Here is a 23,211-nt window from a genome sequence, read left to right as displayed (position 1 = left end):
CCCCCATCAGGCCCCTCCCATCCGGGCGTCCCGTTGCGCGGCCATCGTGCTGGGCAGTCCCCACAGTCGTACGAATCCCTTCGCCAGCGACTGGTCGAACGTGTCGCCGGTGTCGTAGGTGGCAAGGCCGAAGTCGTAGAGGCTCGCCTCGGAGCGCCGGCCGGTGACCACCGCCCGGCCGCCGTGCAGCCGCAGGCGTACCTCGCCGGTGACGTGCCGCTGCGCGTCGTCGATGAACGCGTCCAGCGACCGCTTCAGCGGCGAGAACCAGAGCCCGTCGTAGACGAGCTCGCCCCAGCGCTGGTCGACGCCGCGCTTGAACCGGGCCAGGTCCCGCTCGACGGTCACCGCCTCCAGCTCCTGGTGGGCGGTGATCAGGGCGAGCGCGCCGGGCGCCTCGTACACCTCGCGGCTCTTGATGCCGACCAGCCGGTCCTCGACCATGTCGAGCCGGCCCACGCCGTGCGCCCCGGCGCGCCGGTTCAGCTCCCGGATCGCCTGGTACGGGGTGACCGTCTCGCCGTCGATCGCGACCGGGACGCCGCCGTCGAACGTGATCACCACGTCGTCCGGGTCGCGTTCCGACGCCGGGTCCTCGGTGTACGCGTAGAGGTCCTCGACCGGGGCGTTCCAGATGTCCTCCAGGAAGCCGGTCTCCACGGCCCGGCCCCACAGGTTCTGGTCGATCGAGTACGGCGACTTCGCCGACACGTCGATCGGCAGCCCCTTCTCCTCGGCGTACGCGATCGCCTTGTCCCGGGTCCAGGCGAAGTCCCGGGCCGGCGCGACGACCGTCAGGTCCGGCGCGAGCGCGCCCAGGCCGACCTCGAAGCGGACCTGGTCGTTGCCCTTGCCGGTGCAGCCGTGCGACACGATCGTGCCGCCGTGGGCGCGCGCCGCCGCGACCAGGTGCTTGACGATCAGCGGCCGGGACAGCGCGGACACCAGGGGGTAGCGGTCCATGTAGAGGGCGTTGGCCCGGATCGCCGGCAGGCAGTAGTCGGCGGCGAACTCGTCGCGGGCGTCGACCACCTCGGCCTCGACGGCGCCGCAGTCGAGCGCGCGCTGCCGGATCACGGCCATGTCCTCGCCGCCCTGGCCGACGTCGACAGCTACCGCGATCACCTCCGCGCCGGTCCGTTCGGCCAGGTACGGGATGGCGACCGAGGTGTCCAGGCCCCCGGAGTACGCCAGCACGACCCGCTCGGTCACGAGGTGCCCCCTTCGGCGGTGTCGTCGCGGCGCGCCCAGGCGGCGAGCCGCTCGCCCAGCGCTGCGCCGCCGTCGGCCTCACGGGCCACGACGAGGATGGTGTCGTCGCCGGCGATGGTGCCGACGATCTCGGTCAGGCCGGCCCGGTCCAGCGCGCTGGCGAGGTACTGCGCGGCGCCCGGCGGGGTGCGCAGCACCGCGATGTTGCCGCTGGAGTCGACGCCGTTGAGCAGCTCACGCAGCAGCCGGACCAGCCGGGCCGGCGCTCCCTCGGCGTCGCGCAGCGGCCGGTGCCCGTCCTCCGGGATCAGGTAGACGCCCCGCCCGTCACCGCCGCGCGCGGTCACCGCCCCCAGTTCCTTCAGGTCGCGCGACAGCGTGGCCTGGGTGACCTGGATGCCGTCCCCGGCGAGCAGGTCGGCCAGCTCGGTCTGCGAGTGGATCGGGGTGTCGCGGATCAGCTCGACGATGCGGGCGTGCCGCGCGGCGCGGGTCAGCGGAGCGGTCATGCGGATTCCTCCAGGAGAAACGTCAGCAGCGCCTTCTGGGCGTGCAGCCGATTCTCCGCCTGGTCGAACACCGCGCTGTGCGGGCCGTCGAGCGCCTCGTCGGTGATCTCCTCGCCCCGGTGGGCGGGCAGGCAGTGCAGCACGATCACGTCGGCGTCGGCGTGGCCGAGCAGCGCGTCGTTGACCTGGTACGGCAGGAACGGGGTGATCCGGTCCAGCCCGTCGGACTCCTGCCCCATCGACGTCCACGTGTCGGTGGCGACGACGTGCGCGCCGCGTACCGCCGCGGCCGGGTCGGTGAGCACCTGGACCGAGCCGCCGGTGGTGGCGGCGATCTTCTCGGCGCGGGCCACGATCTCCGGGTCCGGCTGGAACCCGCCCGGCCCGGCGATCCGCACGTGCATCCCGGCGGTCGCGCCGGCCAGCAGGTACGAGTGGGCCATGTTGTTCGCCGCGTCGCCCACGTACGTGAGGATCCGCCCGGCGGTGCCGCCGAAGCGCTCCCGCACGGTGAGCAGGTCGGCCAGCAGCTGGCAGGGGTGGTACGTGTCGGTGAGCGCGTTTACGACCGGCACTGTCGCGTGCTCGGCGACCTCGGCGATCCGGTCGTCGCCGTGGGTGCGCAGGACGATCGCGGCGACGTAGCGGGACAGCACCCGGCCGGCGTCGGCGAGCGTCTCGCCCCGGCCGAAGTGGGTGACCTGGGTGTCCACCACGAGCGGGTGCCCGCCCAGTTCGGCGATGCCCACGTCGAACGAGATCCGGGTGCGCAGGCTCTGCTTGTCGAACAGCACCGCCACCGACTTCGGCCCGGCCAGCGGCTGGTGCCCGTACCGGTCGGCCTTCATCCGGGCGGCGAGATCGAGCACGGCGGCCTGCTCGGCGGGCGTGAGGTCGTCGTCGCGCAGGAAGTGGCGGATCATGCGGGAGCCTCCGTCGGGGTCGTGGCGTCGGACGCGGCGTCGGCGGCGGGCGCTGCGGCGCCGGTGGAAGGGGGCGGCGCGGCGGCGGACAGCGCGGCCGGCAGGGCGGCGAGGAACGCGTCGGCCTGGGCGGCGGTGAGGATCAGCGGCGGGGCGAGCCGGACCACGTCCGGCTGCACCGGGTTGACCAGGAAACCCGTCTCGCGCAGCGCGGCCGCGGCAGCGGCGGAGACCGGCTGGTCAAGCACGACGCCCAGCAGCAGCCCGGCGCCGCGTACCTCGCGGACCAGCGGATGCCCGAGCGCCTCGACGCCGCGCCGCAGCCGCTCGCCGATCCGCTTGACGTGGTCGAGCAGGCCCTCGTGGGCGATCGTGGAGACGACGGCGAGCGCGGCGGCGCAGCTGACCGGGTTGCCGCCGAACGTGGTGCCGTGCGAGCCGGGGGTGAGCAGGTCGGCGGCCCGGCCGAAGGCCAGGCAGGCGCCCAGCGGCAGCCCGCCGCCGAGACCCTTGGCGAGCGTGATGACGTCCGGCTCGACGCCCTCGGCCTGGTGGGCGAACCAGTGGCCGGTCCGGCCGACGCCGGTCTGCACCTCGTCCAGCACCAGGAGCGCGCCGTGCGCGGCGGTGATCCGCCGGGCCGCGGCCAGGTAGCCGGGCGGCGGGACGACCACGCCGTTCTCGCCCTGGATCGGCTCGATGATCAGCATGGCGGTGTCGTCGGTGACCGCCTCGGCCAGCGCGTCGGCGTCGCCGAACGGCACGTGGGTCACGTCGCCGGGCAGCGGGCGGAACGGGTCGGCCTTCGCCGGCTGCCCGGTCAGCGCCAGCGCGCCCATGGTCCGGCCGTGGAATCCGCCGTGGGTGGCGACCACGTGCCGGCGGCCGGTGAGCCGGGACAGCTTGAACGCCGCCTCGTTGGCCTCCGCGCCCGAGTTGGCGAAGAACACCCGGCCCGGGCGGCCGGCCAGCGCGAGGAGCAGCTCGGCCAGCGCCACCGGTGGCTCGGCGACGAACAGGTTCGACACGTGCCCGAGCGTCGCGACCTGCTTGCTGACGGCGGCCACCACCGCCGGGTGGGCGTGGCCGAGCGCGTTGACGGCGATGCCGCCGAGCAGGTCGACGTACTCCCGGCCGGCCTCGTCGACCACGACGGCGCCGGAGCCGGAGACGAGCGCCAGCGGCGGCGTGCCGTAGTTGTCCATCATGGTGGCGTTCCACCGCTGCAGCAGCGTGCTCATGAGTCGATCACCATGGTTCCGAAGCCCTCCGACGTGAACACTTCCAGCAGCGTGGAGTGGGCGACCCGGCCGTCGACGACGTGCGCGGCGGGCACTCCCCCGCGCACCGCCCGCAGGCAGGCCTCCATCTTCGGGACCATGCCCGACTCCAGGGACGGCAGCAGCTTCGCCAGGTCGTCCGCGGTGATCTCGCTGACCAGGCTGGACGTGTCGGGCCAGTTCGCGTACAGGCCCGGCACGTCGGTCAGCACGACCAGCTTGCGGGCGTCCAGCGCCACCGCGAGCGCGGCGGCGGCGGTGTCCGCGTTGAGGTTGTGCAGCACCCCGTCGGCGTCCGGCGCGACTGTCGAGATGACCGGGATCCGGCCGGCGGCGATCAGGTCGGTGACCGCCGAGATGTTCACCGACTCCACGTCGCCCACCTGGCCCACGTCGACCGGTTCCCCGTCCACGTACGCGGGGCGGCGCACCGCGGTGAACAGCCCGGCGTCCTCACCGGAGAGTCCGACCGCGTACGGGCCGTGCGCGTTGATCAGCCCGACCAGCTCACGGCCGACCTGACCGACCAGGACCATCCGGACCACGTCCATCGCCTCCGGGGTGGTGACCCGCAGGCCGCCCCGGAACTCGCTGGCGATGCCCAGGCGGCCGAGCATGGCGGAGATCTGCGGACCGCCGCCGTGCACCACGACCGGCTTGAGGCCGGCGTAGCGCAGGAACACCATGTCGGCGGCGAAGGCGCGCTGCAGTTCGGGGTCGACCATGGCGTTGCCGCCGTACTTGACCACGACGGTGGCGCCGGAGAAACGGGCCAGCCAGGGCAGCGCCTCGATCAGCGTGGCGGCCTTGGCCTGGGCCCGGGTGAGGTCAGCGGAGAGATTCATGCTGAGCCCGCCTTTCGTTCGCGACTGCGGGACTCCGCTTCGCTACGTTCCTCGCGCTCACCGAGCCCGCCTTTCGTTCGCGACTGCGGGACTCCGCTTCGCTGCGTTCCTCGCGCTCACGTCGAATAGGCCGAGTTCTCGTGGACGTACGCGTGGGACAGGTCGTTGGTCCAGATGGTGGCGGCGTCGGCACCGGCGTGCAGATCGATCCGGACGGTGACGCCGCGGCCGGTGAGGTCCACCTTGGCGCGGTCCTCGGCGGCGGCGCCGCCCCGGCACACCCAGATGCCGTTCACCGCGACGTCCACGCCGTCCGGTTCGAACACGGCGGCGGTGGTGCCGACCGCGGCGAGGATCCGGCCCCAGTTCGGGTCGTTGCCGAACAGCGCGGTCTTCACCAGGTTGTTGCGGGCCACCGTGCGGCCCACCTCCACCGCGTCGTCCTCGCTCGCCGCGCCGACCACCTCGATCGCGACCTCCTTGGTCGCGCCCTCGGCGTCGGCCAGGAGCTGCTGGGCCAGATCGTGGCAGGCGGCGGTGACCGCGGCGGTCAGCTCGGCCGCGGTCGGCTCGATGCCGGAGGCGCCGCTGGCCAGCAGCAGCACCGTGTCGTTGGTGGACATGCAGCCGTCGGAGTCGATCCGGTCGAACGTGATCCGGGTGGCGGCGCGCAGCGCGGCGTCCAGGGCGTCCGGCCCGGCCACCGCGTCGGTGGTGAGCACGCAGAGCATGGTGGCCATGGCCGGGGCGAGCATGCCGGCGCCCTTGGCCATCCCGCCGACGGTCCAGCCCGTACCCTGGGCCACCGTCGTCTTGGGCCGCGTGTCGGTGGTCATGATCGCCTCGGCGGCGGCCGGGCCGCCGTCGCGGGACAGGCCGCGCACCGCGTCGCGTACGCCGGGAAGAAGCTTGTCCATCGGCAGCCGCTCGCCGATCAGGCCGGTCGAGCAGACCGCCACCTCGCCGGCGCCGACAATCAGCCGCGCGTTCGCCGCGGTGATCGCGGCGGCGGTGTGCTCGGCGGTGGCGTGGGTGTCCTGGAAGCCGGCCGGTCCGGTGCAGGCGTTCGCGCCGCCGGAGTTGAGCACCACGGCACGTACGACGCCGCCGTGCACGACCTGCTGGCTCCACAGCACCGGCGCGGCCTTGACCCGGTTGGCGGTGAAGACGCCCGCGACACCGGCGTCCGGACCGTCGTTGATCACGAGGGCGACGTCGGCGGCGCCGGCGGACTTCAGGCCGGCCGCGACACCTGCGGCGCGGAACCCACGGGGGACGGTGACGCTCACGGGGCCACTCCAAACACGGACAGTCCGGTGGTCTCCGGGAGACCCACCATCAGGTTGGCGTTCTGCACGGCCTGACCGGCCGCGCCCTTGCCCAGGTTGTCGATCGCGCTGACCACGATCACCCGGCCCGAGTCGACGTCCACCGTCGCCTGGAGGTGGCAGGAGTTCGAGCCGGCGGTGGCGGCGGTGTGCGGCCAGGCGCCCTCGGGCAGCACGTGCACGAACGGTTCGTCGGCGTACGCGGCGGCCAGCACCGCGCGCGGGTCGGCGTCGCCGGTGGGCACGGCGGTGACGGTGGCCAGGATGCCCCGGGGCATCGGCGCGAGCACCGGGGTGAAGGACAGGCCGGTCGCGCCGGTGGCCTGCTTGATCTCCGGCACGTGCTGGTGCGCGCCCACCTTGTAGGGGGTCAGGTCGCCCATCACCTCGCTGCCGAGCAGGTGGGCCTTGGCGGCCCGGCCCGCGCCGGAGGTGCCGGAGGCGGCGACCACCACCACGTCGTCGGGGCGTACCGCGCCGGCCGCGACCAGCGGGGCCAGCGCCAGCGTGGTCGCCACGGCGTAGCAGCCGGTGCTGGCGACCCGCGTCGCGGCGGCGATCTCGGCCCGTCGGCCGGGCAGCTCGGGCAGCCCGTAGGTCCAGGTGCCGGCGTGCTCACCGCCGTAGTAGCGGGACCAGGCGGCGGCGTCGCGCAGCCGGTGGTCCGCGCCGAGGTCGACCACCTTCACCGAATCGGGCAGCGTCGCGGCGAGCGCCGCGGACTGCCCGTGCGGCAGGGCCAGGAAGACCAGGTCCGCGTCGGCCAGGGTCGCCGGTTCGGTCGCGGCGAACACCAGGTCCAGGCCCGCGAGGTGCGGGTGTACGACGGTGACGGGCTGACCGGCCTGGCTGTGCGCGGTGGCGGCGATCAGCTCGAACTCGGGGTGACCGGCGAGCAGGCGCAGCAGTTCGCCCCCGGCGTACCCACTCGCCCCGGCAACAGCAACCCGAATGCCCATACCCACCTCCGCATGACTATGCAGAGGAGGTTACCCGCCGGGGCCGTGCCACCGCAAGGTCATACGGCGCGTTGCATAGCCATGAAATGACGTTCACCAGCGGCTCGTGTGGGCGGGCGTGTTAAGAGGGGCCCCCTCCTCTACCGGAGGCGTTAAGAGGGGGCCCCTCCTTTCATGCGCCGCGCAGGGTGGCGCCGAAACGCTCGGCGGCGACAGCGACCGCCGCGTCCCGCGCGGCCACCGCCTCCTCGCCCGCGAGGGTCCGGTCCGGGGCGCGAAACGTCAGCTTGTACGCCAGCGACTTGCGTCCCGCACCGAGCTGCTCGGAGGTGTAGACGTCGAACAGCCGGACGTCCTCCAGCAGCGCGCCGGCGCCCTCGACCAGCGCCGCCCGCACGTCGGCCGCCGGCACCGAGTCGTCCACCACCAGCGCCACGTCGATCAGGGCCGGCGGGAACGTGGAGATGGTCGGTCCGGTCGCCAGCGGTGCGGCGGGCAGCGCGTCCAGGTCCAGTTCCATGGCGCTGGTACGCCGGGGCAGCTCCAGTGCCGCCAGCACGGCCGGGTGCAGCTCACCGGCGTGGCCGACGACCACGTCGTCCACCACCAGTTCGGCGCAGCGGCCCGGGTGCCAGGGCGCGCGCTCCCCGGCCCGTACCGTCACCCGGTCGGCGGGGATTCCGGCGGCGTCGAGCACCGCCCGGCCCGCCTCGATCGCGTCCGCCCAGCCGGCCGTGCGGCCCGCGCCCCACCAGCCGGCCGGTTCGATCTCACCGGTGAGCGCGACCGCGACGTGCCGCGGCTGGGCGGGCACCACCGCGTCGGCGGCGGCGAACTCCTCGTCGGTGGGCCGCCGGTCCACGCCCATGGCGGGCGGGGCGCCGGCGCCGGGACGCGGGTGGAAGACGGTGCCGATCTCGTAGATCGCCACGTCCCGCTGGCCCCGGCCGACGTTGCGCCTGACGATGCCGAGCAGCGGGCCGAGCAGCGTGGTGCGCAGCAGCGGCTCCTCCTCCGACAGCGGGTTCGCCAGCCGTACCGCGGGGCGGCGCGGGTCGTCGGCGGGCAGGCCGAGCTGGTCGACCAGCTCCGGCGCGACGAACGGCTGCGCCAGCACCTCGACGTAGCCGCGCTCGGCGAGGGAACGGGCGACGGCCCGGCGGCGCTGCTGCTGCCAGGTCAGGCCCCGGCCCGGCGGCGCGGTGGGCAGCACCGACGGCACCCGGTCGTAGCCGTCGAGGCGTACCACCTCCTCCACCAGGTCGGCCGGGTCGGTCAGGTCGGGCCGCCAGCTCGGCGGCGTCACGGTCAGCACCTCGCCACCCCCGGCGGCGGAACCGCCACCGGTGGTCGTGCCGACGCTGCCCGGGTCCTCGGCGAGCCGGTCGGCGCCGCGGGTGACGGTGCAGCCGACCTGCTCCAGCAGCTCCACCACCCGGTCCGGCGAGTAGGTCACGCCGACCCGGCGCGACGGCAGGTCCACCGGCAGCGTCACCGGCGTACGCGGCGCGACGTGGTCGATGTCGAGCACCTCGGCGCCCGCGGTGCCGCCGGCGAGGTCGGTGAGCAGCCGGACCGCCTTCTCCAGCGCGACGAGCGGCAGCGCCGGGTCCACGCCCCGTTCCCACCGCTTCGCGGCCTCGCTGAACAGCTTGTGCCGCCGCGCGGTACGGCCGACGGTGGCCGGATCCCAGTGCGCCGCCTCGAACAGCACGTTCGTGGTGGAGGAGAGCACCTCGCTGGTCTCGCCGCCCATCACCGCGGCGAGCGAGATCGGAACGCCGGCGTCCTCGCCTGCGAGGGCGTTGGGCAGCCCAGCGTCGCAGATGACCAGGTCCTCGGCGGACAGCGTGCGGTTCACCCCGTCCAGCGTGGTCAGCTTCTCCCCCGCCTCGGCGCGGCGCACCACGAGCGTCCCGGCGATCCGGTCCGCGTCGAAGGCGTGCATCGGCTGGCCGAGTTCGAGCATCAGGTAGTTGGTGATGTCGACGGCGAGCGAGATGCTGCGCACCCCGGCCACGGTGAGGCGCTGCCGCATCCAGCCGGGCGTCTCCACGGTCGGGTCGACGCCGCGCACCATCCGCGCCGCGAACCGGTCGCAGCCGACCGGGTCGCGGACCTCCACCGGGTACGCCGGCTCGGCGGTCGCGCCGGGCGCGGGCGCGTCGGCCGGGTCGCGGAACGGCACGCCGAGCGCGTGCGACAGCTCCCGGGCGATGCCGCGCACGCTCAGCGCGTACCCGCGGTCCGGGGTGATCTCCATCTCGACCACGACGTCGTCCAGGCCGACGACGGGCCGGGCGTCGTCGCCGGGCTGGGCCTTGACGTCCTCGGGCAGCACGACGATGCCCGAGTGGTCGTCGCCGAGGCCCAGCTCCTGCGCGGAGCAGATCATGCCGTGGGAGTTGCGCCCGTACGTCTTGCGCGCGCCGATGGCGAACCCGCCGGGCAGCACCCCGCCGGGGAGGATCACCACGACCTTGTCGCCCACGGCGAAGTTGCGCGCCCCGCAGACGATCTCCTGCGGCTCGCCGGTGCCGTTCGCGGCGCCGACGTCCACCCGGCAGAAGCGGATCGGCTTCTTGAAGCCGGTCAGCTCCTCGATCTCCAGGACCTCGCCGACGGCGAGCGGGCCGGTGACCGACTCGCGCAGGTCCACGACGGACTCGACCTCGATGCCGAGGTCGACCAGCGCCTGCTCCAGGTCACCGGTGGGCAGGTCGACCGGGAGGTCCACGTACTCCCGCAGCCAACTGACAGAGACTCGCATGACTGTTAAACCACCGTTCCCGTAGCTCAGGCGCCGAACGCGCGGGTGAACCGCACGTCGCCCTCGGCCATGTCCCGCATGTCACTGACGCCGTGCCGGACCATCACGGTCCGGTCGATGCCCATGCCGAACGCGAATCCGGAGTAGACCTCCGGGTCGATGCCGCAGGCGCGCAGCACCCGCGGGTTGACCATGCCGCAGCCGCCCCACTCGACCCACTGCGGACCGTCCCGGTGCTCCGGGAACCAGACGTCGAACTCCGCCGACGGCTCGGTGAACGGGAAGTAGTGCGGCCGCCAGCGCGTCTTCGCGCCCTCGCCGAACATGGCCCGGGCGAAGTGGTCGAGCGTGCCGCGCAGGTGCGCCATGGTGATGCCCTTGTCCACCACCAGACCCTCGACCTGGTGGAAGACCGGCGCGTGGGTGGCGTCCAGCTCGTCGGTGCGGTAGACCCGGCCCGGCACCACCACGTAGATCGGCGGCTTGCGGCTGAGCATGGTGCGCGCCTGCACCGGCGACGTGTGCGTGCGCAGCACCAGGCCACTGCCCTCGGGTGCGATGTGGAACGTGTCCATCAGACCGCGCGCCGGGTGGTCGGCCGGGATGTTCAGCGCGTCGAAGTTGGTCCACTCCAGCTCGACCTCGGGGCCCTCGGCCACCTCGTAGCCCATGCCGATGAACAGATCGCTGATCTGCTCCATCAGCACACTGAGCGGGTGGCGGGCGCCGCGCGGCCGGCGGTCGTACGGCAGGGTCACGTCGACCCGCTCCTCGACCAGCACCCGCGCGGCCCGTTCCCGGTCCAGGATCTCCTGCCGGGCGGCGTACGCGGACTCGATCGCCCGGCGGGCCTCGTTGACCCGCTTGCCGGCGTCGGCCTTCGCGGCCGGCGGCAGCGCGCCGATCTCCCGGCGGGCCAGCGACACCGGGGACCGGTCACCGAGGTGCGCGGGGCGCAGCGCGGTGAGCGCGTCCGGGTCGGCGGCCCCGGCGAACGCCTTCTCGGCGTCGGCCACGGCCCCGGCCAGGGCGTCCGGGTCGAGCAGGGCGACCTGCTTCGGGTCGTACGGATCGTTGCGGTAGCTCATGGTGAACGGGCACTCCCTCACGGCGGCGCCGACCCTCACGGGTGGCTAGGCGAGTCTACGGACGCGCGGCTTCGCCGCAGCCCGCCGGTGGGGAGTCGTGCAGGGGGAAGGGTCAGGCCCGCCGCCCGCCGACACCGGCGGGCTGGCTAAACGAACGCCGTGGCGCGTTCATGACGAGGCGGACTCCCCTGCTGTGTCGTGCGTGACCGTGGGCCGACGCAGTGCTCTCGCGGAAGAATACAGGCAGACCGCCGCCGCCGCAGCCAGATTGAGACTCTCCGCGCGCCCGTGCAGCGGCACCCGGACCCGGGCGTCGGCGGCGTCGGTCAGCTCCTCGGGCAGGCCGTGCGCCTCCGAGCCGAACAGCCACGCGGTGGGTGCGGCCAGCCGTCCGGCGTCGGCGAGGTCGTCCAGGTCGCTGTCGCCGTACCCGGTGGTGGCGAAGACGGTGAGGCCGGCGGCCCGCAGCGCCTCGACTGCGGCGAGCGGGTCGGCGGCGCGCACCACGTCGACGTGGAAGAGGCTGCCGGCGGAGGCCCGCACGCACTTGCCGTTGTAGGGGTCGACCGCCTCGCCCGCGAAGACCACGGCGCCCGCGCCCGCCGCGTCGGCGGTGCGCAGCACCGTACCGGCGTTGCCCGGGTCGCGGATCCCGGCGAGCACCGCGACCAGTCGCGGCCCGCGCGCCACGGCCTGCTCCAGGGGTACGTCGAGGTGGCGGCACACCGCCACCAGGCCCTGCGGGGCGACGGTCTCGGCCAGCGCGGCCAGCGCGTCGTCGGTCACCTCGGAGACCGGCACGTCGGCCCGGGCGGCGGCGGCCGCGAGGTCGGCGTACCTGTCGAGTGCCGCCGGGGTGCCGAACAGCTCGACCACGGTGCCGGTGCGGGCGAGCGCCTCCCGGACCGCCTGCGGCCCCTCGGCCAGGAACCGGCCGGCCTGGTCGCGGTCGCGACGGCGCTGCAGCCGCCGGGCGGCCACGATCCTCGGGGTACGCGGGGTGAACGGTCCGGGAACGGCGTCGAGACGCCTCCCCTGCGAATGTGACTGCATGGGAGACGCCTCGATCTGCCGTACAGGGTGGGTCAGGCGGCCTGAGCCGCGGCGCCACCGGTGCCCTCGGCCGCCACGGCGGCGCGGGCCAGCTCGACGATCGCCGCGAACGAGGCGGCGTCGTTGACGGCCATGTCGGCCAGGATCTTCCGGTCGACCTCGATGCCGGCCAGGCGCAGGCCCTGGATCAGCCGGTTGTAGGTCAGGCCGTTGGCCCGGGCGCCGGCGTTGATCCGCTGGATCCAGAGCTGCCGGAAGTCGCCCTTGCGGTCGCGACGGTCCCGGTAGGAGTACTGCATCGAGTGCAGCACCTGCTCCTTGGCCTTGCGGTACAGCCGGGAGCGCTGACCGCGGTAGCCGCTCGCGGTCTCCAGCAGGGTACGACGCTTCTTCTGGGCGTTCACAGCCCGCTTGACGCGTGCCATCTCAACTCCTTCTTCGGTTCAGGTGGCTCGCGTCAGCGGCCGAGCAGCTTCTTGATGCGCTTGACGTCGGCCTTGGCCAGCTCGACGGTGCCGGTCAGCCGACGGGTCTGGGTGCTGGGCTTCTTCTCCAGGTTGTGGCGAAGGCCGGCCTGCTGGGCAACGATCTTGCCCTTGCCGGTCACCTTGACCCGCTTGCCCATACCCGTGTGGCTCTTCATCTTCGGCATTGGAACGTCTTCTCCCCTGTTACTGGCCGCTGGTCTCAGCGGTCGTGCCGGTCTCACCGGCTGCTGCGGTCTCGCCGGCCGCCGGGGTCTCGCCGGCCGGAGCGGCCGGTTCCTCCGCTGCCCGGTCACGCGGTCCACCGCGGGACGCCGTGGCGGCGACCGCGGAGGCCTTGACGGCCCGGTGCGGAGCGAGAACCATGATCATGTTTCGGCCGTCCTGCTTCGGCGCGGCCTCGACGTATCCAAGGTCCGTGATCTCGGACTCGAGCCGGCGCAGGAGCCGGTAACCCAGCTCCGGGCGGCTCTGCTCCCGACCGCGGAACATGATCGTCACCTTGACCTTGTCGCCGGCCTTGAGGAACCGCACCACGTGACCCTTCTTGGTCTCGTAGTCGTGCGGGTCGATCTTCGGCCGGAGCTTCATCTCCTTGATGACGGTCTGCTGCTGGTTACGCCGCGCTTCGCGCGCCTTCAGTGCGCTCTCGTACTTGAACTTGCCGAAGTCCATGAGCTTGCACACCGGCGGGCGCGCCATCGGCGCAACCTCGACCAGGTCCAGGTCGACGTCCGCGGCCAGCTGCAGGGCGCGCTCCAGCGGGACGATGCCCACCTGCTCACCCTCAGGACCGACCAGTCGGACCTCACGTGCCCGGATCTGCTCGTTCACGCGTGGTTCGACGCTGATGGGGCCTCCTCGAGTCGAGTCTCCTACGGTGCCGACTCCGTGGGCTCCCGGGTGGGAGCCGACCCGGAAAGCAGAAGGCCCCGGCGTATGCCAGGGCCCACTCGACCGGTCGGCACGATCACAGGATCGCGCATCCGGCGTCGGGACATGCCCGAAACCGGGGACCGGACCCGGCCACCGTGGCGGCGACTCGGGTGGGAGCGGGCGCTCCGCTTCACGACCGCCCGCGCGTCAGGGACGGGGGCAGTCTGGTCGACTCCGCAACACTACACCCTCGGCCCAGGCCCGCCCAAACCGGGCTCCCTGGTCAGCGGGGTGCCGACTGGCCGGCGGACAGCGCCGCCAGGTGCGCCTGGTGCAGGCGGCGCAGGGCGCGGACCGCCTCGACCGCGCTCTCCTTGTCGGCGGCCTGCAACGCGACCATCGGCAGCAGGTCGTCGTCGTGCAGCTCCAGGCTGGCCCACGGGGCGCCCCGGTCGAACCGGACCCCCCGGATCACCTCCCAGGGCAGCTCGTACGAGCTGATCACGTTGCGCACCCGGACGCCCTTGGCGTCGGCGATCACGCGCGGGCGGGTGAACAGCAGGAAGCCGAGCGCGCCGAAGACGCCCAGGCCGATCATGGCGAACTGGTCGCCGCGCTGGAACGTGCCGTAGCCGTTGCCGGTGGCGCCGGTCAGCGACGTCGCGACGAGGCTGAACACCACGACCAGCGTGACGGCCGACACCCAGCAGACGACCCGGATGCGGCGGGGTCGCACGGTCACCACGGAATCGCTCACCCGACCAGTCTGCCATCCGGTTCGCGCGCGCCTTCGGCCGCCACACGGTCCGGGCCGCGCCGGCCCAGCCCGGTGACCACCACGGCGAGCAGCGTGAGCAGGGCGCCGGCCAGCACCGGCAGCCGGACACCGGGCCCACCGGGCAGGACCAGGTCCAGCAGCAGCGCGCCGCCGAGCTGCCCGGCCACCAGCGCCAGGCCGGTGCGCAGCACCCCGGCGGCGCGTACCCCGACCAGCAGCGAGAGCACGATGCCGACGCCGAGCAGGCCGCCGACGTAGAGCCACCACTGGCCGGGCCAGCGGGGCTGGCTCGCGAGCGCGCCGGTCAGCGCCGCCACCGCGCCGATCACCACGGTGCTGACCGCGAAGTTGACGGCGAGCCCGGCGGCCGGGCCCACGGTGGCGGCGACGCGGCCGTTGAGCGCGGACTGCGTCGCCACCGCCAGCCCGCCCAGGACGCAGAGCAGCACCAGCCCGACCGCCAGGTCACCGACCGGGCGGCCGAGCTGCGCGAGCGCGACAGCGCCGACGCCGAGCACCGCACCGCCGACCCGGGGCACTGTGAGCGGCATCCGCCCGGTCGCGGCCAGCCCGGCCCGGTCCACCGCCAGGCCGCCGAGGCTGCCGCCGGCCACCTGGGCGATCGTGAACACCGCCACCCCGAGCACCGGCACCACCACCGGCGCGACCAGCACGATCACCGCGCCGCCCACCCCGCCCAGGTACGCCCACCAGGGCAGCCCGGAGCGGCGCAGCCCGGCCAGCCCGGCACGCATCGACGGCAGCGCCACGACTCCGGCCAGCACCAGCAGGCAGCCGCCGAGGTTGTTGACGACCGCGCCGAGGACCGGGGCGCCGGTCCGCTCCCCCATCTCGGCGTTGACCGCGCCCTGGGCGGCCGAGGCCACGCCACCGGCCACGACCACGGCGAGCGCGGCCGGAAGCGGCAGCGGCCTCACAGCCGGCAGGCGTGGATGTTGGTGACCAGGATCGCGCGGGCGCCGAGCTCGTACAGCTCGTCCATGATCCGGTGCACGTCGTCGCGGAGCACCATCGCCTGCACCGCGACCCAGCCCTCCCGGTGCAGCGGCGAGACGGTCGGCGACTCGATGCCGGGGGTCAGCGAGCTGGCCCGGTCCAGCAGGCCGGCCGGTACGTCGTAGGCGAGCATCACGTACCGGCGGGCGACGAGCACGCCGTGCAGGCGGCGCAGCAACTGCTCCTGCTGGGGGCCGCCGGGCGCGCCGGCGCGGCGGACCAGCACCGCCGAGGAGCGCAGCAGCGGCTCGCCGAAGACCACCAGGCCGGCCTGGCGCAGCGTCGCGCCGGTCTCCACCACGTCGGCGATCACGTCGGCCACGCCGAGGCGGATGGCGTTCTCCACCGCGCCGTCCAGGCGGATCACGTCGGCCTTGACTCCCGTCTCGGCCAGGTGCCGCTCGACCAGACCGGGGTACGCGGTGGCGATCCGGTGCCCGCCGAGCTGCTGGACCGTGGCCACGTCGTCGGGCCGGGCGGCGAACCGGAACGTGGCCCGCGCGAAGTCGAGGTCGAGGATCTCCTCGGCCGGCGCGCCGGAGTCGATCAGCAGGTCGCGGCCGGTGATGCCGACGTCCAGGTCGCCGGAGCCGACGTAGGTGGCGATGTCCTTGGGGCGCAGGTAGAAGAACTCGATGTCGTTGGGCTCGTCCCGGCAGACCAGGTCCTTCGGGTCGGTGCGCTGGCGGTAGCCCGCCTCGCGCAGCATCCCGGCGGCCTTCTCGGCCAGGGCGCCCTTGTTGGGTACTGCGACACGCAGCATGGGAGTGCTCCTTCGTTCGATCGGATGATCAGCGGACGGGCACTCAGAGATGTCGGTAGACGTCCTTCAGTTCCAGGCCGGTGGCGAGCATCAGCACCTGCGCCTGGTAGAGCAGCTGGGAGATCTCCTCGGCGGCCCGCTCCGGGCCCTCGTGCTCGGCGGCCATCCACGACTCGGCCGCCTCCTCGACGACCTTCTTGCCGATGAAGTGCACGCCCTTGGCGAGCGCCTCCACGGTGCCCGAGCCCGGGGTGCCGGCGGCGGCCTTGGCCTGCAGCTCGGCGAACAACTCCTCGAACGTCTTCACGGAAGGCGATTCTTCCAGCCGCCCCGGGTGAGCGCGCCCACCGGGTCCACCCGCGTCGTCCGGCTCACCCGGGCAGCGCGGCGAGGAAGTCCCGTACCGCGGTGGCGAGCCCGGCGGGGCGCGCGGTCGGCACCGCGTGACCGGCCTCGACTGTCACCAGGCGGGCAGCGGGGATCCGGGCCGCCATCCGCGCCAGCTCGTGCTGCGGCAGGTGGCTGGCGGGACCACCGGCCACCACCAGGGTGGGCGCGGTGATCTCGGTCAACTCCTGCCACCACGCGGGAGGCGGGGCGTTGAGTTCGGCGACGACCGCCTGCCGGGCAGCCCAGTCATAGGGCAGCGGCCCGTCCGGCCGGGACGGCAGCCGAAGGCCGAGCGGCACCGGTGGCGGCGGTTCGACGAGCACCAGCGCCGCCACCCGGCCCGGATACGCCCGGGCGAACAGATGGGCCGCCGCGGCCCCCGAGGAGTGGCCCAGCACCACGACCCGGGTCAGCGCCAGCGCGTCGAGCAGACCTCGCACATCGTCGCGGACCAGCTCCAGCGAGTACGCCGAGGCCGGCCCGGTGGCGCCGTAGCCGCGCAGGTCGGGGGCGTACGTGCGGGTGGTGGCGCCGAGCGCCGCCGCGAGCGCGGCCCAGCTCTCCCCCGATCCCGTGCCGCCGTGCAGTGCCACGAGCGGGCGGCCGTCGGCCGGGCCCCAGATCCGGTACGCCATCCGCAGCCCCGGCAGGTCCGCGTACCCGATCTCCGTCACCGCAGCAGTCAACCACAACGCGGAATTCGTTCGAAGCGGTTCTTTCGAAAGTCTCCTTTTCAAAGTAGTCTTTCGATATGACCGAGCAACGCCCTCGCGAGATCACCGACGTGGAGACGCTCCGCGCGTTCGCCCACCCCCTGCGCCTGCGCATCCTCAACGCCGTCGGCCTGTACGGGCCGCTGACCGCCACCGAGGTGGCCGAGCGGGTCGACGAGAGCCCGGCCAACTGCTCCTGGCACCTGCGCCAGCTCGCCAAGTACGGCTTCGTCGCTGAGGCGGGCGGAGGGACCGGCCGGCAGCGCCCCTGGCGGATGGTCACCGACGGGCACCGATGGGGCGACGGCGACGAGAGCCCCGAACTGGCCCGGGCCGGCGACGCCGCCGCCCGGGTGCTGCTCGACCTGGAGTACCGCAAGCTCTGGGACTGGATGGCGGCCCGCCGGCAGGAGCCCGCCGAATGGCGGGACGCGGGCTTCTTCAACCAGTTCATCGGCTGGTACACGGCTGAGGAACTGGCCGGGCTCCGGGACGAGCTCCGGGCGCTGTTCGCCCGCCACCTCGACCGGCTGGAGGATCCGACCGCCCGGCCACCCGGATCCCGCCCGGTGCGCCTGATGGCGTGGGGCGTACCGGAGGTGGAGCGGTGAGGGCCCTGCTGCGCCGGCCGGACTTCCGGCTGTTCTTCCTCGCGCTGACCGTGAGCATGGTCGCCGAGTCGGTGCTGCTGCTGGCGCTCGCGGTGTGGGTGAAGCAACTGACCGGCTCGGACGGGCTGGCCGGTGCCACCTTCGTCGCCCTGACCGCGCCGATGGTGCTCGCGCCGCTGGTCGGCTGGGTGGTCGACCGGGTGCCCCGGCGGAGGCTGTTCGTGCTGCTCAACGCCGGCACCGCCGTACTGCTGCTGCCGCTGCTCACCGTGCACGACGACAGCCGGCTTTGGGTGGTCTACACGGTCGCCGCCGGATACGGCCTGTCCTATCTCGCGCTGGGCGCGACGGTCACCGCGCTCGTGCAGGAACTGGTCCCCGGCACGCTGCTACCCGACGCGAACGGCGCGACGCAGACGGTCAAGCAGGGGCTTCGGCTGGCCGGCCCGCTGCTCGGCGCCGGCCTGTTCGTGTTGCTCGGCGGCCCGGCGCTGGCCGGTGCCTGCGCCGTCGGCTTCATCCTGGCCGCGGTGGCCGGGCTGGGGCTGCGACCGGCGCCGGTCGAGGAGGACGGCGGCGGACACGCGCACCAGAGCCCGGGCCCGGCGGGCACGGCCCACGGCGGACGCGGCGAACTGGTCGCCGGCATCCGCCACCTGGTCGGCGAGCCCGCGCTGCGTCGCGCCCTGGTGGCGACCGTGGCCGCGTCGGTCGGCCTGGGATTCGGCGAGACGCTCTGGTTCGCGTACGTCGACCAGGGGCTCGGGCGGGAGCCCGCCTTCCTCGGTGTGCTGGTGTCGTTGCAGGGTGTCGGCGGTCTGGTCGGCGGCGTCGCCTCGGCGGCACTGGTCCGCCGTCTCGGCGAGCTGGGCGCGATGGCGCTCGCCGTGTCCTGCGTCGCGCTGGCCAGCGTGGCACTGACCCGGCCGGCCCTCGGGCTGGCCGTGGCAGCGAGCGTCCTGATCGGGCTGGGCCTGCCGGTCGCCATGGTGGCGATCATGACGCTGATGCAGCGGCGTACCGCGCCGGATCTGCTCGGACGGGCCTCGGCCGCGCTGGACGCGGTGGCCAGCGGCCCCCAGGCGGCGGCGATCGGCGCGGGCGCCCTGATGGTCGGCCTCGTCGACTACCGGCTGCTCTACGGCGCGATCGGGATCGTGCTGACCGCCACCGCCGGCTACCTGATCACCGGCCGCCGCCTCACCACCCCGGTGGCGCCACCCCTCCTCGGACGCACCTCCCCCGCGCTCCCGCCCGGCGGTAGACAGCGTCCCGCCGCGCGTCGATCATGAAGTTGCCGGCAAACGCCGTCCCTTTTGTCCCCGTCAACTTCATGATCGACCGAGTGGTGGGGAGGGGGTGCGCTCCTGGGGTGACCGGTGGGTCAGGCGAAGCCGACCCGGTGGGCGGACTGGGCGTCGAGGGCGCGCACGGCCAGCGCGGCGTCCAGCGCGGCGACCGTCGCCGACCAGCCCTTGTCCTCGGCCGAGCCGGGCAGCCCGGCCCGGTCCCGGGCCTGCTCGATGGTGTCCACGGTGAGCACCCCGTGCGCCACCGGCTTGCCCTCGTCCAGCGCCACCCGGGTCAGCCCCTCGGTGACGGACTGGCACACGTAGTCGAAGTGCGCCGTCGCGCCACGGACCACCACGCCGAGCGCGACGACCACGTCGAAGCGGCGTGCCATCGCCTGGGCCACCACCGGCAGCTCCACCGAGCCCGCCACCCGGGCCACCACGGCCCGCGCCCCGCACGCCTGCGCGGCGGCCACGGCCCGCTCGGTCATGTGGTCGGTCAGGTCGCCGTGCCACCGGGCGGCCACCACGCCGACAGTCATGCCGGCGGCGTCCACCGCGCTCACGCCCGGCTCACCGAAACCCGCCATCGCCCTACGCTCCGATCTCGTCACCGGCGACCGGGCGGCCCATCGGCGCCTCGGTCACCTCGTCCAGTCCGTCCAGCAGGTGACCCATCCGGTCCCGCTTGGTGCGCAGGTAGCGCACGTTCTCCGGGTTGGACCGCACGGGCAGCCCCTCCCGCCCGGTCACGGTGAGGCCGTATCCCTCCAGCCCGGCCCGTTTGGCCGGGTTGTTGGTCAGCAGCCGCATCGACCGCACGCCCAGGTCGTAGAGGATCTGCGCGCCGGTGCCGTAGTCGCGGGCGTCGGCCGGCAGGCCCAGGTCGAGGTTCGCGTCCACGGTGTCGCGGCCCTGGTCCTGGAGCTGGTACGCCTGCAGCTTGTGCAGCAGGCCGATACCCCGGCCCTCGTGCCCGCGCACGTAGAGGACCACGCCGCGGCCCTCCTGCGCGACCCGGGCCAGCGCGGCCTGCAACTGCGGCCCGCAGTCGCAGCGCAGCGAGCCGAACACGTCGCCGGTGAGGCACTCGGAGTGCACCCGCACCAGCACGTCCCGCCCGTCGCCCAGGTCGCCCATGACCAGCGCGACGTGCTCGGCCGGGTCGTGCTCGGCGCGGTAGCCGAGCGCCCGGAACACGCCGTACGGGGTGGGCATCCGCGCCTCGGCGGCCAGCTCGACCTGCTTCTCGGTACGCCGCCGGTAGGCGATCAGGTCCGCGATGGTGACCAGCGTCAGCCCGTGCTCGGCGCAGAACTTCTCCAGGTCCGGCAGGCGCATCATGGTGCCGTCGTCGTTCACCAGCTCGCAGAGCACGCCGGCCGGGCGCAGCCCGGCCAGCCGGGTCAGGTCCACCGCCGCCTCGGTGTGCCCGGGGCGGCGCAGCACCCCGCCGGCGCGGGCGCGCAGCGGCACCACGTGACCGGGCCGGGCCAGGTCGGTGGGGCCGGTGGCGGCGTCGGCGAGCAGCCGGATGGTGTGCGACCGGTCGGCGGCCGAGATGCCGGTGCTGACGCCCTCCCGGGCGTCCACCGTCACCGTGTACGCGGTGCCGCGCCGGTCCTGGTTCGTGTGGTGCATCGGCGGGAGGTCCAGCCGGTCGCACTCGTCCTCGGTCAGCGGCACGCAGATGTAGCCGGAGGTGTAGCGGACCATGAACGCGACCAGCTCCGGGGTGGCCAGCTCGGCCGCGAAGATCAGGTCGCCCTCGTTCTCGCGGTCCTCGTCGTCGACCACCACCACCGGACGCCCGGCGGCGATGTCCGCCACCGCCTGCTCGATCGAACCGAACGTGCTCATGCCACGGCCTCCGAGTACGTCGCCGGGATCGGGGCGGGCGCGGTCGCGACGGCCCGGGAGGTGCGCCACCAGCTGTACAGGCCGGCGGCGCAGAACGCGCCGTAGACCAGGTACATGGCGGCCGACGGGTAGAAGCCGCCGCGCAGCAGCAGTGGTACACCGACCGCGTCGACGGCGATCCAGATCAGCCAGAACTCGACCCAGCCGCGGGCCATGCCGTAGGTGGCGAGCAGGCTGCCGACCAGGATCCAGGCGTCCGGCAGCGGCCCCCACGAGCCGAGCGCGGCGAGCACCGGGTACGCGGCGGCGGTGCCGACGACGGCGGCGACGAGCAGGCCGAGCCGCTCCGGCCAGGTGGCCCAGCGCGGCACCACGGCCGGCTGGTCCCCGCCACCGCCGCGCCGGTTGCGCGACCAGCGCCACCAGCCGTACACGCTGACGCTGAAGAAGAAGACCTGCCGGCCGGCCTGGCCGTAGAGGTCGTGCGCCTGCGGGGTGACGAAGACGCCGCCGAGGAACACGGTGAGCAGCAGCGCGTTGCCGATCATGCCGACCGGCCAGGCCCAGACCACCCGGCGCAGCCCGAGCAGCGCCGAGGCGAGCCCGAAGCCGTTGCCGACGATCTCCCGGACCAGCACCGGCGAACCGGCCACGTGCACCTGGGCGTCGAGCAGCCAGCCGAGCGGGCCCATCACCGGGCACCCCCCGCACTCCGGTCGCCGAGCAGCCGCTCGACGTACTTGGCCAGCACGTCCACCTCGAGGTTGACCGGGTCACCGACCTGCTTGCTGCCGAGCACCGTGAGTTTCAGCGTGGTGGGGATCAGACCGACCGAGAACCAGTCGTCGCCGGCCTCGGCGACGGTCAGTGAGACGCCGTCGACGGTGATCGAGCCCTTCTCCACCACGTACCGGGCCAGCCCGGCGGGCAGCCGGAACCGCACGGTCTCCCACTGCGCGGCCGGCTCCCGGGCGACGATCTCACCGACGCCGTCGACGTGACCCTGCACCAGGTGCCCGCCGAGGCGGCTGTTGAGCGCGGCGGCCCGTTCCAGGTTGACCGGGTCACCGGGGCGCAGCGCGCCCAGCGCGGTGCGGCGCAGCGTCTCGCCCATCACGTCGGCGGTGAAGACGCCGCCGTCGACGTCGACCACGGTGAGGCAGACGCCGTTGACCGCGATCGAGTCGCCGTGCCGGGCGTCCGAGGTGACGAGCGGGCCGCGGATGGCGACCAGCGCGGAGTCGTCCCCGGTCTCGGTGCTCCGGACGATCTCGCCCAGTTCCTCGACGATGCCGGTGAACATGTCAGGCCTCCCTCTTCCGGGGCAGCGCGGTGATCCGCAGGTCGGGACCGACCCGCGTAACGTCGGTGATCTCCAGGTCGATGGCGTCGGCGATGGTCGTCACGCCGGCGTCGCGCAGCGCGGTCGGGCCGGCGCCGAGCAGCTTCGGCGCGACGTACCCGACGATCTTGTCGACCAGGCCGGCGGCGAGGAACGCGCCGGCCAGCGTGGGCCCGCCCTCCAGCAGCGCGGCCCGCACGCCCCGGTGGTGCAGCTCCGCGAGCAGCGCCGCCAGGTCGACCCGGCCGTCCGGGCCGGCGCCGACCTCCGCGGCGGTGGCCACCCAGGTGCGGGCGGCGCCGTCGCGGACCCGGGCGTCGGCCGGGGTACGCCCCGAGCTGTCCACCACCACCCGCAGCGGCTGCCGGATGGCGAGCGTGCCGTCGCGCAGGTTGCGTGCGGTGAGGCGGGGGTCGTCGGTGAGGACGGTGCCCACCCCGGCGAGCACCGCGTCGACGGTGCCGCGCAGCGCGTGCACGTCGATCCGGGCCGCCTCGGAGGTGATCCACATGCTGGTGCCGTCGGCGGCGGCGGAGCGCCCGTCGAGCGTGGCCGCGTACTTCCAGATCACGAACGGCCAGCCCCGGCGCATCGAGGTGAGCCAGGCCACGTTGCCGGCCTCCGCTTCCTGGCCGCGTACCCCCAGATCGACCTGGACCCCGGCGGCGCGCAGCGTGGCCGCGCCGCCGGAGGCGACCGGGTTGGGGTCGGGGACGGCGATCACCACGCGGGACACCCCGGCGGCGATGAGCGCGTGGCTGCAGGGGCCGGTGCGGCCGGTGTGGTCGCAGGGTTCGAGGGTGACCACAGCGGTGCCGCCGCGGGCGCGCGTGCCGGCCTGGGCCAGCGCGACGATCTCCGCGTGCGGGCCGCCGGCGTACGCGTGGAAGCCCTCGCCGACGACCTCGCCGTCGGCGCCGAGCAGCACGCAGCCGACCACCGGATTGGGGCTCGTGGCGCCGAGGCCGCGCGCGGCCAGTTCGATGGCACGACGCATCGCCTCGTCGACGGAGACGCTCGCCATGGCCGCCTGTCCTCCCGCTCGCCGGTCACGCGCGGGCGGTTCGGGAGCAGCGGCACGAAGGCCGCGGACACGCGGCGGCGGGAAACCCGGGGA

Annotated in this window: 24 protein-coding genes and 1 pseudogene; 2 read left to right on the top strand and 23 right to left on the bottom strand. The window is 74.1% G+C overall.

Annotation, left to right across the window (positions count from 1 at the left end; genetic code table 11):
* Window positions 1-6: 6 nt before the first annotated feature.
* From ACQP26_RS12075 to ACQP26_RS11990, 18 genes are all read right to left on the bottom strand, one after another.
* The gene (locus tag ACQP26_RS12075) at window positions 7-1,212 is read right to left on the bottom strand and encodes an argininosuccinate synthase (protein ID WP_433495747.1); all 1,206 of its coding nucleotides are present in this window, start codon (window positions 1,210-1,212) and stop codon (window positions 7-9) included.
* Window positions 1,209-1,721 carry an arginine repressor gene (locus tag ACQP26_RS12070; RefSeq protein WP_120570478.1) on the bottom strand — a complete coding sequence of 171 codons (513 nt, stop codon included), beginning with the start codon at window positions 1,719-1,721 and terminating at the stop codon, window positions 1,209-1,211. Before ACQP26_RS12070 ends, ACQP26_RS12075 begins: the two co-directional genes overlap by 4 nt.
* Window positions 1,718-2,644 (bottom strand): ornithine carbamoyltransferase, encoded by a 927-nt coding sequence (gene argF / locus ACQP26_RS12065; protein ID WP_433495746.1) that lies wholly within the window; start codon window positions 2,642-2,644, stop codon window positions 1,718-1,720. The genes ACQP26_RS12070 and argF overlap by 4 nt, the downstream gene beginning before the upstream one ends.
* Complete coding sequence (locus ACQP26_RS12060) at window positions 2,641-3,885, bottom strand: acetylornithine transaminase (RefSeq protein ID WP_433495745.1); 1,245 nt, start codon at window positions 3,883-3,885, stop codon at window positions 2,641-2,643. The genes argF and ACQP26_RS12060 overlap by 4 nt, the downstream gene beginning before the upstream one ends.
* Window positions 3,882-4,769, bottom strand: coding sequence for an acetylglutamate kinase (gene argB, locus ACQP26_RS12055; RefSeq protein WP_433495744.1), 888 nt, complete (start codon window positions 4,767-4,769; stop codon window positions 3,882-3,884). The genes ACQP26_RS12060 and argB overlap by 4 nt, the downstream gene beginning before the upstream one ends.
* A 116-nt stretch (window positions 4,770-4,885) precedes the next feature.
* On the bottom strand, window positions 4,886-6,058 hold the full coding sequence (gene argJ / locus ACQP26_RS12050; RefSeq protein WP_433495743.1) for a bifunctional glutamate N-acetyltransferase/amino-acid acetyltransferase ArgJ: 1,173 nt from the start codon (window positions 6,056-6,058) through the stop codon (window positions 4,886-4,888).
* Window positions 6,055-7,056, bottom strand: coding sequence for an N-acetyl-gamma-glutamyl-phosphate reductase (argC, locus tag ACQP26_RS12045; protein ID WP_433495742.1), 1,002 nt, complete (start codon window positions 7,054-7,056; stop codon window positions 6,055-6,057). The genes argJ and argC overlap by 4 nt, the downstream gene beginning before the upstream one ends.
* Window positions 7,057-7,228: 172 nt before the next feature.
* Window positions 7,229-9,826 carry a phenylalanine--tRNA ligase subunit beta gene (locus tag ACQP26_RS12040; RefSeq protein WP_433495741.1) on the bottom strand — a complete coding sequence of 866 codons (2,598 nt, stop codon included), beginning with the start codon at window positions 9,824-9,826 and terminating at the stop codon, window positions 7,229-7,231.
* 26 nt (window positions 9,827-9,852) lie between these two features.
* A complete protein-coding gene (gene pheS / locus ACQP26_RS12035; protein ID WP_047892351.1) occupies window positions 9,853-10,914 on the bottom strand; it encodes a phenylalanine--tRNA ligase subunit alpha in 1,062 nt (353 codons plus the stop codon).
* A 168-nt stretch (window positions 10,915-11,082) separates the two neighbouring features.
* Window positions 11,083-11,967 (bottom strand): TrmH family RNA methyltransferase, encoded by an 885-nt coding sequence (locus tag ACQP26_RS12030; protein WP_269700448.1) that lies wholly within the window; start codon window positions 11,965-11,967, stop codon window positions 11,083-11,085.
* A gap of 32 nt (window positions 11,968-11,999) precedes the next feature.
* Window positions 12,000-12,392: a 50S ribosomal protein L20 gene (rplT, locus tag ACQP26_RS12025; RefSeq protein WP_043324928.1), complete on the bottom strand. Its 393-nt coding sequence runs from the start codon at window positions 12,390-12,392 to the stop codon at window positions 12,000-12,002.
* 32 nt (window positions 12,393-12,424) lie between these two features.
* Window positions 12,425-12,619 carry a 50S ribosomal protein L35 gene (rpmI, locus tag ACQP26_RS12020; RefSeq protein ID WP_026267805.1) on the bottom strand — a complete coding sequence of 65 codons (195 nt, stop codon included), beginning with the start codon at window positions 12,617-12,619 and terminating at the stop codon, window positions 12,425-12,427.
* A gap of 19 nt (window positions 12,620-12,638) precedes the next feature.
* Window positions 12,639-13,286 carry a translation initiation factor IF-3 gene (gene infC / locus ACQP26_RS12015; RefSeq protein ID WP_013285540.1) on the bottom strand — a complete coding sequence of 216 codons (648 nt, stop codon included), beginning with the start codon at window positions 13,284-13,286 and terminating at the stop codon, window positions 12,639-12,641.
* A 325-nt stretch (window positions 13,287-13,611) separates the two neighbouring features.
* Window positions 13,612-14,085: a PH domain-containing protein gene (locus tag ACQP26_RS12010; protein WP_269700450.1), complete on the bottom strand. Its 474-nt coding sequence runs from the start codon at window positions 14,083-14,085 to the stop codon at window positions 13,612-13,614.
* A complete protein-coding gene (locus tag ACQP26_RS12005) occupies window positions 14,082-15,044 on the bottom strand; it encodes a DMT family transporter (RefSeq protein WP_269700452.1) in 963 nt (320 codons plus the stop codon). Before ACQP26_RS12005 ends, ACQP26_RS12010 begins: the two co-directional genes overlap by 4 nt.
* Entirely contained in the window at window positions 15,041-15,886 is an 846-nt protein-coding gene (gene hisG / locus ACQP26_RS12000) for an ATP phosphoribosyltransferase (RefSeq protein WP_281578309.1), read from the bottom strand. Before hisG ends, ACQP26_RS12005 begins: the two co-directional genes overlap by 4 nt.
* Window positions 15,887-15,929: 43 nt before the next feature.
* The gene (locus tag ACQP26_RS11995) at window positions 15,930-16,193 is read right to left on the bottom strand and encodes a phosphoribosyl-ATP diphosphatase (RefSeq protein WP_013285536.1); all 264 of its coding nucleotides are present in this window, start codon (window positions 16,191-16,193) and stop codon (window positions 15,930-15,932) included.
* A 64-nt stretch (window positions 16,194-16,257) separates the two neighbouring features.
* Window positions 16,258-16,950, bottom strand: a complete 693-nt coding sequence (locus ACQP26_RS11990; protein WP_433495740.1) for an alpha/beta fold hydrolase — start codon at window positions 16,948-16,950, stop codon at window positions 16,258-16,260.
* 77 nt (window positions 16,951-17,027) lie between these two features.
* On the opposite strand from ACQP26_RS11990, the gene ACQP26_RS11985 reads away from it, so the two are divergent.
* Both ACQP26_RS11985 and ACQP26_RS11980 read left to right on the top strand, forming a co-directional pair.
* Window positions 17,028-17,600, top strand: a complete 573-nt coding sequence (locus ACQP26_RS11985) for a winged helix-turn-helix domain-containing protein (protein WP_433495739.1) — start codon at window positions 17,028-17,030, stop codon at window positions 17,598-17,600.
* Window positions 17,597-18,892 (top strand): MFS transporter, encoded by a 1,296-nt coding sequence (locus ACQP26_RS11980; RefSeq protein WP_433495738.1) that lies wholly within the window; start codon window positions 17,597-17,599, stop codon window positions 18,890-18,892. Before ACQP26_RS11985 ends, ACQP26_RS11980 begins: the two co-directional genes overlap by 4 nt.
* A 92-nt stretch (window positions 18,893-18,984) precedes the next feature.
* Here ACQP26_RS11980 and ribH read toward each other — a convergent pair whose 3' ends face one another.
* The 5 genes and pseudogenes from ribH to ribD form a co-directional block, all read right to left on the bottom strand.
* The gene (gene ribH / locus ACQP26_RS11975; protein WP_269700455.1) at window positions 18,985-19,482 is read right to left on the bottom strand and encodes a 6,7-dimethyl-8-ribityllumazine synthase; all 498 of its coding nucleotides are present in this window, start codon (window positions 19,480-19,482) and stop codon (window positions 18,985-18,987) included.
* Between the two features lie 4 nt (window positions 19,483-19,486).
* Window positions 19,487-20,752, bottom strand: a complete 1,266-nt coding sequence (locus ACQP26_RS11970; protein WP_433496130.1) for a bifunctional 3,4-dihydroxy-2-butanone-4-phosphate synthase/GTP cyclohydrolase II — start codon at window positions 20,750-20,752, stop codon at window positions 19,487-19,489.
* Complete coding sequence (gene pnuC / locus ACQP26_RS11965; protein ID WP_269700456.1) at window positions 20,749-21,444, bottom strand: nicotinamide riboside transporter PnuC; 696 nt, start codon at window positions 21,442-21,444, stop codon at window positions 20,749-20,751. The genes ACQP26_RS11970 and pnuC overlap by 4 nt, the downstream gene beginning before the upstream one ends.
* Window positions 21,434-22,055 (bottom strand): annotated as a pseudogene (locus ACQP26_RS11960) (riboflavin synthase); the annotation flags it as partial. The gene pnuC and the pseudogene ACQP26_RS11960, both read right to left, overlap by 11 nt.
* Before the next feature lies 1 nt (window position 22,056).
* Window positions 22,057-23,118, bottom strand: a complete 1,062-nt coding sequence (ribD, locus tag ACQP26_RS11955) for a bifunctional diaminohydroxyphosphoribosylaminopyrimidine deaminase/5-amino-6-(5-phosphoribosylamino)uracil reductase RibD (protein WP_433495737.1) — start codon at window positions 23,116-23,118, stop codon at window positions 22,057-22,059.
* Between the last annotated feature and the right edge of the window lie 93 nt (window positions 23,119-23,211).

Origin of the sequence: Micromonospora sp. CA-248089, assembly GCF_050948515.1 — a bacterium.
Lineage (GTDB): Bacteria > Actinomycetota > Actinomycetes > Mycobacteriales > Micromonosporaceae > Micromonospora.
This window is presented reverse-complemented; position numbering and strand designations above follow the sequence as displayed.

What these genes read in the sequence shown, in the direction of transcription:
- ACQP26_RS12070 (WP_120570478.1), bottom strand. Translation starts at nt 1,721, where the DNA reads ATGACCGCTCCGCTGACCCGCGCCGCGCGGCACGCCCGCATCGTCGAG.
- argF (WP_433495746.1), bottom strand. Translation starts at nt 2,644, where the DNA reads ATGATCCGCCACTTCCTGCGCGACGACGACCTCACGCCCGCCGAGCAG.
- ACQP26_RS12060 (WP_433495745.1), bottom strand. Translation starts at nt 3,885, where the DNA reads ATGAGCACGCTGCTGCAGCGGTGGAACGCCACCATGATGGACAACTAC.
- argB (WP_433495744.1), bottom strand. Translation starts at nt 4,769, where the DNA reads ATGAATCTCTCCGCTGACCTCACCCGGGCCCAGGCCAAGGCCGCCACG.
- argC (WP_433495742.1), bottom strand. Translation starts at nt 7,056, where the DNA reads ATGGGCATTCGGGTTGCTGTTGCCGGGGCGAGTGGGTACGCCGGGGGC.
- ACQP26_RS12040 (WP_433495741.1), bottom strand. Translation starts at nt 9,826, where the DNA reads ATGCGAGTCTCTGTCAGTTGGCTGCGGGAGTACGTGGACCTCCCGGTC.
- pheS (WP_047892351.1), bottom strand. Translation starts at nt 10,914, where the DNA reads ATGAGCTACCGCAACGATCCGTACGACCCGAAGCAGGTCGCCCTGCTC.
- ACQP26_RS12030 (WP_269700448.1), bottom strand. Translation starts at nt 11,967, where the DNA reads ATGCAGTCACATTCGCAGGGGAGGCGTCTCGACGCCGTTCCCGGACCG.
- rplT (WP_043324928.1), bottom strand. Translation starts at nt 12,392, where the DNA reads ATGGCACGCGTCAAGCGGGCTGTGAACGCCCAGAAGAAGCGTCGTACC.
- rpmI (WP_026267805.1), bottom strand. Translation starts at nt 12,619, where the DNA reads ATGCCGAAGATGAAGAGCCACACGGGTATGGGCAAGCGGGTCAAGGTG.
- hisG (WP_281578309.1), bottom strand. Translation starts at nt 15,886, where the DNA reads ATGCTGCGTGTCGCAGTACCCAACAAGGGCGCCCTGGCCGAGAAGGCC.
- ACQP26_RS11985 (WP_433495739.1), top strand. Translation starts at nt 17,028, where the DNA reads ATGACCGAGCAACGCCCTCGCGAGATCACCGACGTGGAGACGCTCCGC.
- ribH (WP_269700455.1), bottom strand. Translation starts at nt 19,482, where the DNA reads ATGGCGGGTTTCGGTGAGCCGGGCGTGAGCGCGGTGGACGCCGCCGGC.
- ACQP26_RS11970 (WP_433496130.1), bottom strand. Translation starts at nt 20,752, where the DNA reads ATGAGCACGTTCGGTTCGATCGAGCAGGCGGTGGCGGACATCGCCGCC.
- pnuC (WP_269700456.1), bottom strand. Translation starts at nt 21,444, where the DNA reads ATGGGCCCGCTCGGCTGGCTGCTCGACGCCCAGGTGCACGTGGCCGGT.
- ribD (WP_433495737.1), bottom strand. Translation starts at nt 23,118, where the DNA reads ATGGCGAGCGTCTCCGTCGACGAGGCGATGCGTCGTGCCATCGAACTG.